13 protein-coding genes are annotated in these 15,631 nt (G+C 42.5%); 7 read left to right on the top strand and 6 right to left on the bottom strand.

Annotated elements, in window-relative coordinates:
- Positions 1–4: 4 nt before the first annotated feature.
- The 3 genes from NX845_RS01060 to NX845_RS01050 form a co-directional block, all read right to left on the bottom strand.
- Positions 5–2,821 (bottom strand): M16 family metallopeptidase, encoded by a 2,817-nt coding sequence (locus NX845_RS01060; RefSeq protein ID WP_065681246.1) that lies wholly within the window; start codon positions 2,819–2,821, stop codon positions 5–7.
- Positions 2,818–4,521 (bottom strand): ABC transporter ATP-binding protein/permease, encoded by a 1,704-nt coding sequence (locus NX845_RS01055; protein WP_065681245.1) that lies wholly within the window; start codon positions 4,519–4,521, stop codon positions 2,818–2,820. The genes NX845_RS01060 and NX845_RS01055 overlap by 4 nt, the downstream gene beginning before the upstream one ends.
- 78 nt (positions 4,522–4,599) lie before the next feature.
- Positions 4,600–6,951, bottom strand: coding sequence for a TonB-dependent siderophore receptor (locus NX845_RS01050; protein ID WP_017086499.1), 2,352 nt, complete (start codon positions 6,949–6,951; stop codon positions 4,600–4,602).
- 515 nt (positions 6,952–7,466) lie between these two features.
- On the opposite strand from NX845_RS01050, the gene NX845_RS01045 reads away from it, so the two are divergent.
- The 6 genes from NX845_RS01045 to NX845_RS01020 are packed head-to-tail and all read left to right on the top strand — an operon-like array spanning position 7,467 to position 12,291.
- Entirely contained in the window at positions 7,467–8,210 is a 744-nt protein-coding gene (locus NX845_RS01045) for a DUF3450 domain-containing protein (RefSeq protein ID WP_065681244.1), read from the top strand.
- A gap of 2 nt (positions 8,211–8,212) precedes the next feature.
- On the top strand, positions 8,213–9,574 hold the full coding sequence (locus NX845_RS01040; protein WP_083994889.1) for a MotA/TolQ/ExbB proton channel family protein: 1,362 nt from the start codon (positions 8,213–8,215) through the stop codon (positions 9,572–9,574).
- Positions 9,568–10,080 carry a MotA/TolQ/ExbB proton channel family protein gene (locus tag NX845_RS01035; protein ID WP_017086502.1) on the top strand — a complete coding sequence of 171 codons (513 nt, stop codon included), beginning with the start codon at positions 9,568–9,570 and terminating at the stop codon, positions 10,078–10,080. The genes NX845_RS01040 and NX845_RS01035 overlap by 7 nt, the downstream gene beginning before the upstream one ends.
- Positions 10,070–10,477 (top strand): biopolymer transporter ExbD, encoded by a 408-nt coding sequence (locus NX845_RS01030; RefSeq protein ID WP_017086503.1) that lies wholly within the window; start codon positions 10,070–10,072, stop codon positions 10,475–10,477. The genes NX845_RS01035 and NX845_RS01030 overlap by 11 nt, the downstream gene beginning before the upstream one ends.
- Entirely contained in the window at positions 10,449–11,108 is a 660-nt protein-coding gene (locus NX845_RS01025) for an energy transducer TonB (protein ID WP_017086504.1), read from the top strand. The genes NX845_RS01030 and NX845_RS01025 overlap by 29 nt, the downstream gene beginning before the upstream one ends.
- A gap of 4 nt (positions 11,109–11,112) precedes the next feature.
- Complete coding sequence (locus tag NX845_RS01020; RefSeq protein ID WP_017086505.1) at positions 11,113–12,291, top strand: lipopolysaccharide assembly protein LapB; 1,179 nt, start codon at positions 11,113–11,115, stop codon at positions 12,289–12,291.
- 34 nt (positions 12,292–12,325) lie between these two features.
- Here NX845_RS01020 and NX845_RS01015 read toward each other — a convergent pair whose 3' ends face one another.
- Positions 12,326–13,588, bottom strand: coding sequence for an LssY C-terminal domain-containing protein (locus NX845_RS01015; protein ID WP_260256410.1), 1,263 nt, complete (start codon positions 13,586–13,588; stop codon positions 12,326–12,328).
- 14 nt (positions 13,589–13,602) lie between these two features.
- Positions 13,603–14,331 (bottom strand): glycosyltransferase, encoded by a 729-nt coding sequence (locus NX845_RS01010; RefSeq protein WP_017095886.1) that lies wholly within the window; start codon positions 14,329–14,331, stop codon positions 13,603–13,605.
- A gap of 369 nt (positions 14,332–14,700) precedes the next feature.
- On the opposite strand from NX845_RS01010, the gene rplY reads away from it, so the two are divergent.
- Positions 14,701–14,979, top strand: a complete 279-nt coding sequence (rplY, locus tag NX845_RS01005) for a 50S ribosomal protein L25 (RefSeq protein ID WP_004734628.1) — start codon at positions 14,701–14,703, stop codon at positions 14,977–14,979.
- 257 nt (positions 14,980–15,236) lie between these two features.
- Here the strand turns inward: rplY and NX845_RS01000 are convergent, their stop codons facing one another.
- On the bottom strand, positions 15,237–15,587 hold the full coding sequence (locus NX845_RS01000; RefSeq protein WP_026012311.1) for a hypothetical protein: 351 nt from the start codon (positions 15,585–15,587) through the stop codon (positions 15,237–15,239).
- Between the last annotated feature and the right edge of the window lie 44 nt (positions 15,588–15,631).

Here is a 15,631-nt window from a genome sequence, read left to right as displayed (position 1 = left end):
TAACCTAATTGGTCACAGATTCTGGTAGCAACACAGCTTCAAAGCGATCTGCACGAGTTAAAAACTGACGCATAATTCCATCGACTTTCGACTTGTTTGCTTCACTATTCGCTCGGCGCTGTGCTTGAATCAAGCGTGGGCTATCAGTCAGTACATAGGATTGTTCCATCGCATTTAACATGCCTAAATCTGAGTGCAGATAACGATCAATTTGGTCGTCGCGTTGAACTAATTTATTCTCAAGCACTTGTTCATCGGCTCCTTGCATTGCAACTGAACTCAACACCGAATGTGTCAGTGATATCAATTCATCCACTCGCTCAGGATCACAAGTAAACAGGATTCTTCCTTCTGCTTGCGGGCTGTAATTATATTGCCAAAACCAACTTGCTACACCATATACTCCCGATGCCTGCTCTCGAAGCTTCAAGCGTAACTGCTCTTGAACCAACTCGCCGCTCAGCTCCAAGTAATAAGCATTATCAGGTCGCCACTGAGAGTCTTGAACTAAGTAAATCTCGACCTCTGCTCTCGGCTCTTTAGAATCAGATTTGCTGTAACGTACTTCAGGCGACGACGCTCTAAGCTCGTAGTAATTTCTCGCAGGCTCTTTCACCTCGACCGAGGACAAATAGCGCGCGGCAAGTTGTTCAAGTTGATCAGCAGATATATCACCCACAACAAAATAGGTGTAATCTGTTTTACCAGCGATATATTCTTGATAAATATCGCTAAGCCCTTGTGCGGTATAGAGTGTCGCTTGTTCACCATTATCGCTATACACTGTTGGGACGTCAGGGAAGCGCAACTCGGAGACCTTTCTAACAAAGCGGTCTGCACCGTCAAATTGGCTGCCACTTAAACGCTGCTCCATCTCAACTTGATATTCTTTTAGTGACTTTTCCGATACTGGACTTGCCGCCAATTTTAAATGAAATAGCTTTAACATCCTTTCAAAACTGTCGGTCTTGGCCCAACCAGAGAAGCCTTGTTGGTAATCTCCTACCAATGTCGACATCACAACAGGGTTACCACGGAAGATAGTTTGAATATCAGCCTGTGGGACTATACCCACACCCGTATCATCCACCAGACTGATCGCCGTTTTTAGGGCTTGATAATCTTGTTGAGGAACTGAGCGTAAACCGCCTTCAGTTAACGCCTTAAAGTGGACTTGGCCAGGGTTGCTGTCGCTATAGCGATATACAAGTTTACTTCCATTGCTCAAGCGATATTCAGTAATTCGATGTTCCGCCCACTTTTTCTCTTGTTTGAGTGTCCCCAATTTTGGTTCAACAACTGGCAACACAGCTTGGCTATCATCGATAACCCATCGCGGCTGTTTGCTAAGCATATTCGACTGCCATTCACTCTCAATCCACTCAGTCTCCGGTTTAGGTTGTCGCTTATTTGTTGGCTGCGTTAACAAAACCAAACGCGATTTAGGTTCTATAACTCGTCGGAAAGCTTCATTCACTTGATCAACGTTGATGCGCTCTAAAAAGTATTGATTAAGTTGATAAGCTTGCTCTTTATCTATCAATATTTGTTTGCTGGCTGCTGAAACCATAAGATCCCCAGCAAGGTCGATGCTGTAATTCTTTTTGTCTTGGTTTCGGTCAATAACGCCTTTTAGACGACGGATTTCTCCATGTACTTCCTGTTCAGAAAAGCCGTGCTGGGTAAGCTGTGCAACAAACTGGAACAATGCTTGTGTTGCTTGTTCATATTGCCCTTCAACAAGTTGTAGAGAGAAGACCGCTTGTGATGTTTCTCTACCTACATTTGACGAGTAAAAGTTAGCTGCGTTGACCACGTTACCTTCATCTTGTTCCCAACGTTGAAGACGAACATTGAGCAGACGCGTCGCTATTTGATGGGCAAGATCCTCTTGATAGCGAGCGTAGCTAAGATCTGGTTGGAAAGTTGAGAAAAAGCTGACCTCGACTGATGGCGATGAGTACCCCTCTTCTGATACCACTTCACTACGCCAGCCTTCCACTAGTGGAATGCTGTAATCAACGGTCTCTAACGGTGAATCAGGCGCTTTGGCATCACCTAATTTACGAGTAATTAGCTGTTTGATTTGTTCAGTTTGAACATCGCCAACGACCACAACCGACATATTGTCTGGGCGATACCATTTAGTATAAAAGTCCGCAACTCGATACTTTGATACATTTTTAATGGTATGAGGGTCACCAATTGGGTCACGCATAACATAGCGTGATCCAGCCATTTCAATCGCACTTTTCTTATCACCCAACCTTAACATTGGGCCTAATCGAGCACGCCACTCCTCCAAAACAATGCCACGTTCTGCATCTAAATCCCCTTTAAGCATCGTCACATTGCTTGCCCAATCAGAAAGTACATCCATCACCAATTCAAGAGTTTCCGGATCGTTACTCGGTAAGTTAAGGGTGTAAACCGTATTTTCAAAGTCGGTAAACGCATTGATGTCGACACCAAATTTCATTCCCGCTTCTTCCAGCACTTTAATGACTTCATTCCCGGGATAATGTTTTGTGCCATTAAATGCCATATGTTCAACGATATGAGCGACACCTCTTTGATCATCGTCTTCGCTCATTGAACCAGCATTAACGACCAAGCGGACATAAACTCGCGATTCAGGATTGGTGTTTTCAGCAATGTAATAGCTCAAGCCATTTTCAAGCTCGCCAACTTCTACATTGCTGTCAAAATTCAACGTCTGTGATAGGTCCAAAGGCGCATCTACATTTTTGGTCGGTGTAATCACCTGACAAGCACCCAAAAATGCCGCGCTTGCCAGTATCAGTATTTTGTTAATCTTCATAAATATTTAAACGATTGTGTTTGTGTGCATAAAATAAGTTGGTTTTGCTCTTCTTCGTGACTCTCGCGATGTGATACTTCGACGATATAGCAACCTGGGAGCTGCACCTTCAATACTTCTCGAATTGAACGATAACTTTCAGGATCGAGTGCCGACATAGCTTCATCCAAGAAAAGCCATTGAGGTTTTTGAACCAAACTGCGTGCCAGCATGATTTTCTGAAGCTCACCGCCTGACACACTCTGTTGCCAGTTACTATTGAAATCGAGCTTATCGCCAAACTTGCTTACTCCAGCAAGCGTTAACGCATCCACTAGATCTGAATCAGACGTCGATTCACCGTTTGGATACAACAAGATGTCGCGCAAACTAGCATTCGGCAGATAAGGCTTCTGAGGAATGAACATGCATTCTCTGTCATCTGGCATACTGACTTCACCATTTTGATAAGGCCATAACCCTGCCAAAGAACGAATGAAAGTACTCTTACCCCCACCAGATACGCCTTTGATGGTAATACTTTGAGAGATGTTTCCACTTTGTTCTGCAAGTAATGGCTGCTGTTCCGGTGAATACAAATTGAGATCGCGCCACTCAGGTTGGTTCGAATGCGGCATAACATTCGCTGCCGGCAGTGCTTCTAATTGAGTGTGGAACGTGATTAAACGGTCAGTCACTGCGCGCCAATCGGCAAGTGATTCATAAGAATCGACGAACCAACTGAAGGCTTCTTGAACGCGATAAAAACCGGTCGCGGTTTGCATCATATCGCCAAGTTGTAACGCACCACTCATCAATCTCGGTGAGGCAACCAAGTAAGGAAAAATTCGCGCAACTTCATTATAACCACTGGTAAAAGCGCCATATTTTAGCTTCATGCCTGTAAGTTGCTGCCAGTTATCCCATACCTTACCAAACAGATTTTGGGTGCGGTGGTTTTCAGCGGATTCGCCACGCTGCAGCGCAATAGATTCGGCATGTTCTCGTACACGCATTAAATGGAAACGAAAGTCAGCTTCACTTTTCTCTTGTTCAAAGTTCAGTGGTACCAAACGTTTGGCAATTTTGTGTGTCAACCAAGTACCAATGATGGAATAAACAATCGCAACCCATACCATATACCCAGGAACAACCCATTCACTGCCTGCAAACTCGAAAGTTAGGCTGCCTGACAGGTTCCAAAGAATCACCACAAATGAAAATAAACTGGTGACAGTGCGAAGTAAACCTAGCCCCATAGATAGTGTCTTGTCACAAAAGTCTTTCACATCCTGTGAGATACGTTGATCTGGGTTGTCACTATCGGGATAACTAAGTTGGTGGCGGTATAAACGTTTACCACCCAACCACTCTTGCAAAAACGTATGGGTAAGCCAACGGCGCCAGCGGATACGCAGTGCTCTTCTCAAGTATTCCTCAGCTAAGTCAACCACTGTGTAGACCATCATGATCAACACAAACTGACCGAGCATATTCCAGAAGTTATTCCACTCTTCATTTTGCATTAGGTTGAAAAAATCACGGTTCCAGTTGCTGTATAGAACCGCCACTTCAACAATCAAATAGTTCAGACCAACAACAAGGCCGAGCAGCAACCAAGCAATACGTTTCTCGTCGCTGCGCCAGTATGGATGTGCTAGCGACCATACTTGAGAAAGGAAGGATTTGTCTTTTAGAGACAAGGGGGATGGGTTAGACATATTTCACCAAAAACGACAAGGCAACCAGTAGCCAAAAACCACTGGTCACCTATTATCAAAAAAATTAAAAAGAAGTGATTAGAATTCGTAACCTAGCTCAAGCCAGAATTCACGGCCTGGGGAGTACATGCCGTAATCGCCCTGTCGATTCGCTTTTATTTCATCTTTACGAACTTGGTCAAGTACATTTAGTACGTCCACTTGCACGTACGCAGAGTGTGTACCAAATAGGCTTGGTTGGTAGCGTAGTCTCGTATCCCATTGAGTATGGGTGCCATATTCATAGTGACGATACGCCTCAATATTGTTGCTATCAGTAGACATATACTCATATTTATCAACAGGTGCTTTTATGTAGACTTTGTTCGCCCAAGTCACATCATAGCTAGGGATTCTCATATCAAGACCAAAACGGGCAACCCACTCTTCTGTGTTGCTATTTACCTCTTTTTCCATTTGAGCTTTGGTCGTTAACTTGCCATCAAAGATAACCGTTTGGTTAGGATCCTCGATGTCAGATCTATCTGTAACCAAATAATCAATGCCCACGGTTGTGGACCATTGGGTAGGACCAAGTACCCATGGAAGGATATTGGTGGCTTGAAGTGTATACGTATCGGTTGCGAAGCTCGAGCCGTTGTAATAAGTATAAATTCTCTTATTACCGTCCCTAGTTTCATTATGTTCTATCGTGTTTCTAAAGTTTCGATACACATAGCCTGCTGATACAAGGAAATTCCCGGCCACCTGATCAACACTAAAGCTGATTTCATCTGAATACTGAGTATCTAGATTTTTAATCGACTCGTAATCTCGCGTTTCATCGCCATTCAACTTTAAGATTTCGCCAGCAAGTTTCATCATGGCAAACGAGCGGCCATAGTAACGGTTAGCTCCCAAATTCAGCGTTGTATCATTTGTTGCAGTCCAAGAACTGCTGAAGCGATAGGCAATATTGGTATTTTCAAGGTAGTCATCTTGATCTACACGAATACCAGGTCGGAATGTAAAGTCATTCCATTTGATAATATCTTGAGCATAAAATGCGTAATCTTGATAGTCGGTAGAGACAGTACCTTTACTCGCAGTGCTCGTGCGATCGTCGATTACCATACCGTAGAAGTAAGTCACAATTCTCTGAGTTGCATCCTCATCACGATTAAAATCAAAGTCCGTTTTTCGATAGCTAGCACCAATAGAAGGTAAGTGAGAAGTACCAGCTAACTCCATACGATCGAAATCGTAATCCAGTTTCAACTCGACATTCTGTTGAGTCAGTTGACTATCTCCATAGCCACCTTCCTCATAGTCCATTTCATTATCTAAATCACTTGTTACAACAGCATAAGTAGAATTCGATTCGCGCTCATCTTGAAACTTATCGTAGATAACCGTCGCTGATATTGCCCCAGAACCAAGACGTTGATTCCACTTGATAGTTGAACCATAAGCCAAATGCGTATCTTTTACGTTTCCGTCCAAGTTAGTTGCATAGTATTTCCCTTCTTCATAATCAGATAGACGAAATCCAACTTCAAGGCTGCGGTCAACACTTGGTATCCAATTAAAATTAGTGAGGAAGTTATCTGACTGACGAGTATGATCCCTAAAATCAGTTTCTCCGGCTTTGTTAATTAAACGCTTCTGATTAATGTCTGACTCACGACGACTAAAACCAACAACCATGCCGATGTCGTCTGTTAGAGACTGTTCAGCCATAACGCTGAAGAAATCTTTTTTGTAATCAGGTTGATAATCTGCACCATATCCATTTGGAGTCGCATTTTCTAAATCAGATTTAATATTGCTATCAACTTGCATTTCAGCCCAATCTGATTGAGTAGTGCGATAGCTCAACCTTACACGATCTTCACCGCTATACTTGCGCGTTTGAGCATCAATAGCACCACCCGTAAAGCCACCTAAATGTGCTGGAACATTTGATGTGTAAACCTCTACGCCACCTAATAAATTCGCATCAAAGTAATACGCCTGCCCAGAACTAACGCTAGGAATAGTGCCCGCCGTTCCATCAAACAAACTAGATAAAATACCGCTTGGATCAAGATCATTATTGACGTTTGCACCATCAACAAGATAAGCCGTTTGTGATGGATCTGCGCCATGAATAGACACAGAAGCAGGTTTAATTTCACCACCTTGAAAACCATTTAAATCACCACCAGCAAAACGCACATTTGGATTGTCTTTTAGGTAGTCGGTCAAGTTCCCGTTTGATGACGGTGTATCTTTAATATCATCAGCATCAAGCGTCTGTTTAGTTGAAAGATCATCATCTCTTGTATCAGTGACATTAACGGTAAGATCAGCTTGAGTATTCGATGTTTGTTCTGTTTCCGCATAAACGCTGGACACAGAACAGAGTGACGCAATGGTCGCGGCAAGTATGGTTTTATTAAAAGGGTGCATTTCAAAAGGTCTAAGTGATAATAATTATCATTAATACTAACAATAAGTTATTCAGTAAGTAAATCCCACTACACATACCTATAAGCAAAGAAGAATTCACTGCTACACGTTTTTTGTTAGCAAAACATTAACATTCACCAGACTTATAAAACCTACCGAACCTTTCTGAAACCTTTATATACCCAAACGAAGATGATAATTAATACCATTTAGAATAAAACTCTACTAGAACTTTAATGGCATACAATTTTTTAACATAATTATTTTTATAGAAATCTAATTTTGTTAAGGCAATCGATAAAATGAAAAAGACTAGAACTTAGTACCTCTTCTAGAAAATATTACGATTTATCTAATAAAATAAAATTTATTTTCATTTAAAATCAAAGGATTAAACAATAAAACCAAGAGAACAAGAAAAAATAACCCTTCCCTTATAAATAAAAACAATTATCATTCTCTCGTTTAAACATCGTTATTTTAAATAACAGCAACCAAAGACAGTAAGAATACTGATGATTCAAATCCGATTTACGCCATTAGCAATCTGCTTAATATTTCTGCAAAACACATCTTTTGCAGCATCAATCACTAATCAAAACCTTCAAAAGCAAATTGATTATATTGAATCATCTTCCACTACTCAGAAGCATATTGAAGCCATCGACGATCAAACTCAGCTTCAGCGCGAAATAACGAGAAACTTGGATCACGAGATACGATTACAAACACGATATGAGCAGCAACTGCACAAACAATTGCTGCAGCTAAAGGGGGTAGTCGATGAGCTAGAACAAGAAATGGATAATATTCGTCAAACAAAGGTCAACCTATACCCCCTATTGGAGCGAATGACCAACACACTCCAAGCGCTTGTAAAGGCGGATCTTCCTTTCGATAAACAACGAAGACTTGAGCGAATTACACAAATCAACTCTGATTTAGATAACCCGCAATTGAGCGACGCCGAAAAACTTGAGCGTATTCTGATCGCGTATCAAACAGAGATCCAATACGGCACTCAAGTAAAATCATGGTTTGGCCGATTATCCCCTATTCAAGAGGTTCAATACCTAAGAGTGGGACGTTTGGGGTACTACTATCTGTCTCTCGATGCTTCAAAAGCAGGCGTATGGCACTCGAAAGAGCAGCGATGGGTAATTTTAACAAACAACGAAACTGAGCAACTTCGCCAAGCAATCACTGCCCTTAATGGTGGTAGTGCATATCCACTCCTAACACTTCCAAAGGCGCTATAGTCATGAAAAATGAACGAATCATGAAACAAAGCAGCTGGAAAACTCATTGTTATGTGATGTTGATAGTCAGCTTAATGACAGTGTTGGGTATTGAACCAGCGGCAGGAGAGACTACATCAGATAAGCCAGCTCAGTATGAAACACTCCAAGCGATCTTTGAACGTGTCGAACGCGATAACAAAAATGATGTGCAACGCTATCAACAGCTAAAGTCACGTAAACAAAGTAAGTTGTCTGAAGTTAGTGACCAAGTCAACGCTCAGCGGTATCAGCTTAAAATGCTCAATCAGAGCAATGGACAACTTGAAGAAGAACTTCTTAAACTTCAACAAAGACTTCGCGACAAACAAAAACAAGTTGAAGCAGCACGAGCAGGTATTGTTGAAGTCATCGACCTCACCGCAGCTCAACAAAGGAACTTTGTTGCAAACAACAAACCCCTAGCGACTTGGTTTGATGTTAAGGAACCAAAGCCGATACAAGAAAGTCAATTCAATATCACGAACATCAAGACGCTTTGGCTCATCATGGTTCAACAATTCTCAGAGGCCAGTCAACCTAGAGAATATGTTGGCGAACTATTAATGCCTAGCGGTAAAGTAGAACGTATAAACATTCAGCAAACAGGTGCGTTTAATCAATATTCTGTGGAGTATGGTTGGCTGACCTTTGATGGCGCCCGTAAGCAATGGCGACAAATTACTCCCCCGCCCCAAATGGACTTAACCCCGAATCAGTGGATCATCGACCCAAACTTTGGTTTAGGCTTTGAGGCTATCGCAAAACAACCTAGGTGGTATGAGTCCTATATGGCTGCTGGGATTATTGGCTTACTCATCGCTTTGCTTGCTGTGGTTGGTTTTACAATCGGCTTCACTCGTTTAGTCACACTGACCAAAGAAAAAAGAGCCGTTACTCACCAAACCACCAAGCTAAATAATCTTTCTGATCAGAATATTTTAGGTCGTGTCCTCATTCAACTTAAAGAATGCGCTACCGACCAAGAAATGGAAGATGTGGTAGATGCAAACATTAGTCGCGAGATGCCTTGGCTACATAAAGGGGTGGGAACAATCGCCGTATTAGCTGCAATTGCGCCTCTCATGGGTTTGTTAGGTACCGTTGGCGGCATGATTGAAACATTTTCAGTGATCACAGCTCAAGGTGTAACAAATGGTGACTTACTCTCTGGTGGAATTGCAGAGGCGCTACTCACAACCAAGCTTGGGCTGCTTGTTGCTGTTCCTTTATTGATAATTCATTGCTTAGTTAAAAACCAAGCACTGCAACTTGCCGAGATTTTAGAGCATCAAGTCACCAGTTTAGTTGTCGATATACGCTATGGAAAACGCGAAGCATGTTAGAACAACTATTGAGTGCTCGCCTACCAATGGACCATCCTATTATGTGGTCTATCGGTTTGATATCGCTGGTCATGTGGGGGCTAATCATTCAATGCTACTCACGCTTCCATGTACTTAGGCGCATGGACTTAGCCTCAAAAATTGAACAGACATTGGCTCAGTACACCAAAATCAGTTCGACGCAGCGCCGCTACTTGAAGCAAGGATGGATAAGTCAAATTAGACTCCACCTAAATACAGGGCTAAGTCAAATCCATCTATTTGTTCGTATTCTTCCTATGCTTGGGCTACTTGGCACTGTCGACGGCATGATGGACTGTTTCAAACAACTTAATAGTGACGACGTATTAAGCGCAGTATCTAATGGTATTAGCCAGGCGATGTTAACAACGTTGGCAGGCTTACTCGCGGCGCTCTCAGGCATGTACCTGGCTTACAATCTAAAAAGACAACAACAAAAACTCATTGACCACTACACACATCAATGGAAATTTTATGAAAATTAAATCCTTCACAGACAGAGAAGAATCACCTCAAGTAGACTTGACTCCGTTGATTGACGTGGTGTTTATTCTTCTTATCTTTTTCATCTTGTCCGCCAATTTTCAAAAAGAGTCTACCATAGAAGTGGATAGACCCAGCGCATCCAGCTCTACACTAAAATCCGAGTCAAAAATTCTGACCGTAAGTGTCGATCGTGACCAAAATATTTGGTTTAACGGACAAAACATCAACCTAAGTCAATTGCAGTTTCAAGTGAAAGCACAATTAACGAATAGCCAAACAACCAATGCAATAGTTAATGCCGACCGAAGTTTAGATACCGGTACTCTTATCTCCATTATTGACACACTGCGCTTATCAGGACTTACCAATGTTGCTATCGCTACCCAAGACCAGTAAACCTAAGTGGGTTAGTATCTTGCTGGCGGCTATGATCATCAATCTTGTGCTGGTTACACTTTTGCACTTGCTGATCTCAACACATGATGTGAGTCCAGATCGGATCAAACACCCAACGTACGTTCAAACGATTTCTGCTCATAAAAAACAAGAGGACCTAGAGGTCAGCAATCCAATTGTTGCCGCCTCAGCACCCACATCAGCTCCTAGCCGCCCAGCTTTGGTGAACTTCTCTATACCCGATATGGAGAGCTTAGTGACTCTACCAGAAGTAACGTTTAAGCCGAGTGATGAACTAGATGTCCACTTGACGTTTGATTTTTCGTACTCTGGACAAGGTGTGCAACAAGGAAGTGACTTTCAAACAAAAGTAGTCGTAGCTAAGCCAACTTACCAAATCTCACCGACATACCCAGCCAAAGCAAAACGCAATGGCATAGAAGGCCATATCATCTTCTCCTTATTAATAAATCAACAAGGCAAACCGACCCAGTATGAGATTGTTGAAGAAACCCCGAAAGGCGTCTTCCTGCGTTCATCACTACGCTCTGTCATGCGTTGGAAGTTTGTGCCTCCAAAGTCTGGAGAGCAATGGCAGCAAGTCACTGTAAATTACAGCCTAGAGGATTAACATCATGAAAAAAGCTGCTCTGCTCTGCTTGGCTTTATTTAGCTGCATGACACACGCTCAAGTAAGCGTAGAAACTTTTGAACGCTATCAACAACTCAGCCGTTTTCTGGAGCGCAATGACATCAGTATCGATAGTTTTGCTCGATTTCACGACAATCATCAAAGTGCCAGTACAGAAACTAAAGAGCTCACCAAGAGTCTTTATTTACAAGCTTGTTTGAAGCTTGAAATGGTCAAGTGTGCGCTTGATAGAACTAATGAGCTGTTGATGCTCACAGAAAACCTTGCTAACAAAGAACAACTTTTACGCCTCGCGGTACAGCTCAACTATCAAAACCAGCGTCACCTTAGTGCGTTAAATAAATTCATTGAATGGCGAGACTTGCATTTATCAGAGAACTCTATAAAAAAAAGCAAACTCACAGCCTCACAAACCTCTGAGGTTTACACCATTGCTGGGCACAGTGCTTATCAAATTGAGCAATGGCAACAAACTGCATCGATTATGAAAGAGGCGATAACATTGGATGGAACAGAGCAACGTTATCAGCTTCTACTTGCTAGTTATCAACGCTTGGAAGATTTTGACAATGAACACGCATTACTGCTTGAAGTTACCGAACTTTTTCCCAGCAGAGATATCTATTGGTCCCGCTTGGCTCAAGCAAGTGTACAGCACGGAGAAAAGCAACAGGCGATCATTGCACTTTCTGTCGTAAAAAGGTTAGGAAAAATTACGGATCAACAGCGTATTCTTTTAGCACAACTGCAGATCGGATCAGAGACGCCAGCACTTGCTTACCAAACACTCAATAACTTCATACCCTCACCTGAATACCGAGATAAGGTTGATCAATTAAGGCTTCATGCTTTACTGCGATCACGACAGCGAAATAAAGCGATGCAGCTTCTGAAATCACTTTCTAACACAAATGTATTGGCGACAAGAGCTCAGCTAGCCTACTCAGAGCAGAAATGGGAACGTGCGATTTCACTGATAGCAGAACTGCTCACTCAGCAACCGGAAAATCAACGATGGCAACTATTAAAAGCCATCGCTCACTTTGAACTACACGAATATAACGAAGCCAAACCGTTGCTGACGTCTTTAGTCGGTGGGGAGTTTGATAGTTCAGCAAAACAATGGCTCGGACAAATCGCATACTTAAACGATGCTAGTTAATATATTGTTTTAAACTTGCACGCATTATTAAAACCTAACTCGGCCAACCAATCGCAAGAATATTGCCGTCTGTATAGTAATCATGATCTTCATCGATCACTTCCACCGTCGCCAATGGATACTTGTCTAGATCAATATCTGGTAATGACGTTCGTATCTGATTAGCGAGCCTATCTCGCTCTTCATCAACATTAGGGTCAATGTTATGAAGTATGGTAACAATACCCGAGTAAGGGGTGACTTTAAGGCCATCATCATAACTAATTGCGCCTAACCACTGAGGCTGGTTAGTTTTAATATCAACACCAGCACGCCACCAGCGAATATGGCTACGCTTCATCAAGTTACCCGGTAATTGAAACGCCATATCTTGCGGCTTGTCTCTCCAATATAAATCGGACACTGGCGGCGTTTTGTCTCTAAGCAATGCGAGGTAACCAACCCATTCAATCTCATTTCGAGAGAAAATTTGATTCTCTATCCAGCCTAATTGCTTCATTAAATCTCTTGGGGTTGCTCCAACATAAATTACGTTGATCGCTTGTGCCGAGTAAAACGAAGATTTGCCAGGGAACGCTTTATAGGTAACCGAATTCCAGTCGACTTTGTCAATTTGAGCCGTCTCTGGTTGATTCTGAAAATCATCGGCCTTCCAGAAAAAGTGAGCGTAATTCGCAAACAATACCCATGCCAACAAAAGTGCACTGGATTTAAGCACCAAGCGTCGCCACTTCATTCGATAACCAATAATGGTGAAAACCGATACTGCGAACACACCGACGATCAAGCTATTATGCTCAGAGATAAATATCTTAAGACTATTAAGCCACGGGAAGTTTTCAACGCCGTGCGCCAGTAACATGCCCCAAGCAATGAACTGTCCACCACCAAGAGCCAAGCCGATAAACGCCAACACACTAAAACTACGCCACGGTACACGATGCGAGCCAGCTATAAATGGCACAACCCAAGCGATAGGCCCTAATAAACGAGCAAAAAGAATGATGTATGTGCCTTTGCGAGCAACCAGATAGCGGCAGCGCGCAATTAATCTTTTGGTTTTAGGGCGAAACTTAATGAGCCTTCGTTGCGCCTTAGCACCGTATTTATAACCAATGAAATAACTGAGTTGGTCACCAAGCAAACCACCTAGCATCACCAAAACCAACGCCATCCATGCACCTGAATACAGTTGAAAGCCCGCTGCGATAAAGAAGGGCTCTCCCGGTACAAATAGGTTTGGGCCAATGAGAGCATCACCCAATGCCCCCAGAAACAGCCCTAGTCCATCAAACATAACAACCTCAATACTTACTGTTCTTTGTAGTGACCAAACTTGTAGTTCATCTCGTTGTTACGCATTTCGCCTTTGAAGAAGCGTCTTACATTGGCTTTAAGATAAGTTGAGCCTGTCTTCACAACGCCATCTTGGTCTAATCGACGTGGGTCAAAACCAAAAGTCATATTCAGGAATCTAAATCGCCATGTCTTGCTCGCACGTTTTACGTAGTCACAGTCTTCACACAGTACGATATCTTCATCGAAACCGCCGATCTCATCATGCGCGCGTTTAGTCGAGAAAATACATGCGCCAATCGCCGTCGGGAAAAAGAACTGGGTAGTAAATAAGCCTGCGTTAAATAAGCCGTAACCAAACTTGTGTACAAGCGGCAGACCTTTCGAACTCATGTACACACCCGCAACTTCAAGCTTCTTCTCCTCTAGTTCATAAAGCGCTTTCGCAAGAAAGTTTCGGGGCAAGCTCACGTCAGCATCTAAGAAAAGGATTCTGTTGTATTGCGCCAATGAAGCTCCTGTGTTTCGTCCAAGGCTCACACCACGATTTTCCATATGATGAACCGTTAATTTTGGCAACGCGTTTTCATAGGCTTGCGCAACGTCCCTTGTGTTGTCTTCACTGTTCGAGTCGACAACAATCACTTCAAACTCTTGGTGGGTTTGCACACTCAACTCTTCCATTAAGCGGCTAATGCGTTTCTCTTCGTTTAGCGTAATTACGACAATGCTTACTGGTTCCATATTTTCACCTATTCATTCTGCTGTTTAATTAACACTAAGATTAACCAACCAAGCCTTAACCAAGTCTTAGGCAAACATTCATTTTCCGTTCATTAACTTGATGATTTAGCGGTGATATAAATAGATAAGAATGGCAATGTAAAAGACGATAAAACGGGGTAAATAAGAGTTAGTGAACGTTTTATCTCCAAACGAATCATTTATCGAAGGAAATTCACTTTGAGATGGGCTTCTGACTTGCTCAGATTTGAATGTGATGTTAGTATCCGCGCTCGCTTAAGCATGAACTCGTTTATGCCTAAGCATTACCACACACTCAAGGTCGCATTGAGGTGTGAAGTTAATTTTTACTAATTTGAGAGTAAAACTATGAAATTTGAAGCAGTAGTACGTACTGAACTAGGTAAAGGTGCGAGCCGCCGCCTACGTCACACTGGTAAATTCCCAGCAGTAATCTACGGTGGCGAAGCAGCAGCTGTAGCTATCGAACTTGTTCACGCTGAAGTGATCAACCAAATGGATAAGCCTGAATTCTACGAAGCAATCACTCTGTTGATTGACGGCGCAGAAGTTAAGGTTAAGCCGCAAGACGTTCAACGTCACGCGTTCAAGCCTAAAGTTGAGCACATGGACTTCATCCGTATCTAATTCCCTACCAAGGAATAAGATTGGATTAATCCAAGCCTTCTGCATAGAAAAGATAATCGATCTTACCAGTCGAGAAATCTAGAAATTCGAAACCCCGATGCTACCAACATCGGGGTTTCACCGTTTTTGAGCCCTCAAAAACGTCGTAAATCTCGCGCAATACACTGAAATAAATCACTGTCACCTTCCTCATCTTATCTTCTATGGGAAGCGTTATTGTAAAAGCGATAGAAGCCCTACGTGTTTGCTAATTACCTCTACTCCAAGCTCTCCAACCCAGATGTATCGATACTTTTCAATGCTTCTTTGGCTACGTCATCAGAGTTCGTCGATTTATTCTTTTGTGGATAACTACCGGCTAAACCTTTGCCAATCGAAGTTGCTTCATCTTGAAGCTTTTTACCTTCGGACTCACCGGCAAGCCACCCTTGCTTGTAATCGGCATCTGAATTGAAGCGATTTTGATCTTTTATATAGTCTTCAAAACTATTACCAGTTTCTTGCATTCCACTATGCCTACCGTCATGGAAGCCTTGTATGTAAGACTCGTTATGACCACTATCAATCAAAGCACTGTCACTGGTTCCGCAACCAGAAGAAATAAGCACAAACAATATTACCAACAAAAATCTTGTCATTTCCAAACCCTCGA

It is taken from the genome of Vibrio sp. NC2, assembly GCF_025195005.1.
In the GTDB taxonomy this organism is placed as follows: Bacteria; Pseudomonadota; Gammaproteobacteria; order Enterobacterales; family Vibrionaceae; genus Vibrio; species Vibrio splendidus.
Note: the sequence above shows the minus strand (reverse complement) of the source record. Positions and strands in the feature narration are given on the sequence as shown.

What these genes read in the sequence shown, in the direction of transcription:
- NX845_RS01060 (WP_065681246.1), bottom strand. Translation starts at nt 2,821, where the DNA reads ATGAAGATTAACAAAATACTGATACTGGCAAGCGCGGCATTTTTGGGT.
- NX845_RS01055 (WP_065681245.1), bottom strand. Translation starts at nt 4,521, where the DNA reads ATGTCTAACCCATCCCCCTTGTCTCTAAAAGACAAATCCTTCCTTTCT.
- NX845_RS01050 (WP_017086499.1), bottom strand. Translation starts at nt 6,951, where the DNA reads ATGCACCCTTTTAATAAAACCATACTTGCCGCGACCATTGCGTCACTC.
- NX845_RS01045 (WP_065681244.1), top strand. Translation starts at nt 7,467, where the DNA reads ATGATTCAAATCCGATTTACGCCATTAGCAATCTGCTTAATATTTCTG.
- NX845_RS01040 (WP_083994889.1), top strand. Translation starts at nt 8,213, where the DNA reads ATGAAAAATGAACGAATCATGAAACAAAGCAGCTGGAAAACTCATTGT.
- NX845_RS01035 (WP_017086502.1), top strand. Translation starts at nt 9,568, where the DNA reads ATGTTAGAACAACTATTGAGTGCTCGCCTACCAATGGACCATCCTATT.
- NX845_RS01030 (WP_017086503.1), top strand. Translation starts at nt 10,070, where the DNA reads ATGAAAATTAAATCCTTCACAGACAGAGAAGAATCACCTCAAGTAGAC.
- NX845_RS01025 (WP_017086504.1), top strand. Translation starts at nt 10,449, where the DNA reads ATGTTGCTATCGCTACCCAAGACCAGTAAACCTAAGTGGGTTAGTATC.
- NX845_RS01020 (WP_017086505.1), top strand. Translation starts at nt 11,113, where the DNA reads ATGAAAAAAGCTGCTCTGCTCTGCTTGGCTTTATTTAGCTGCATGACA.
- NX845_RS01015 (WP_260256410.1), bottom strand. Translation starts at nt 13,588, where the DNA reads ATGTTTGATGGACTAGGGCTGTTTCTGGGGGCATTGGGTGATGCTCTC.
- NX845_RS01010 (WP_017095886.1), bottom strand. Translation starts at nt 14,331, where the DNA reads ATGGAACCAGTAAGCATTGTCGTAATTACGCTAAACGAAGAGAAACGC.
- rplY (WP_004734628.1), top strand. Translation starts at nt 14,701, where the DNA reads ATGAAATTTGAAGCAGTAGTACGTACTGAACTAGGTAAAGGTGCGAGC.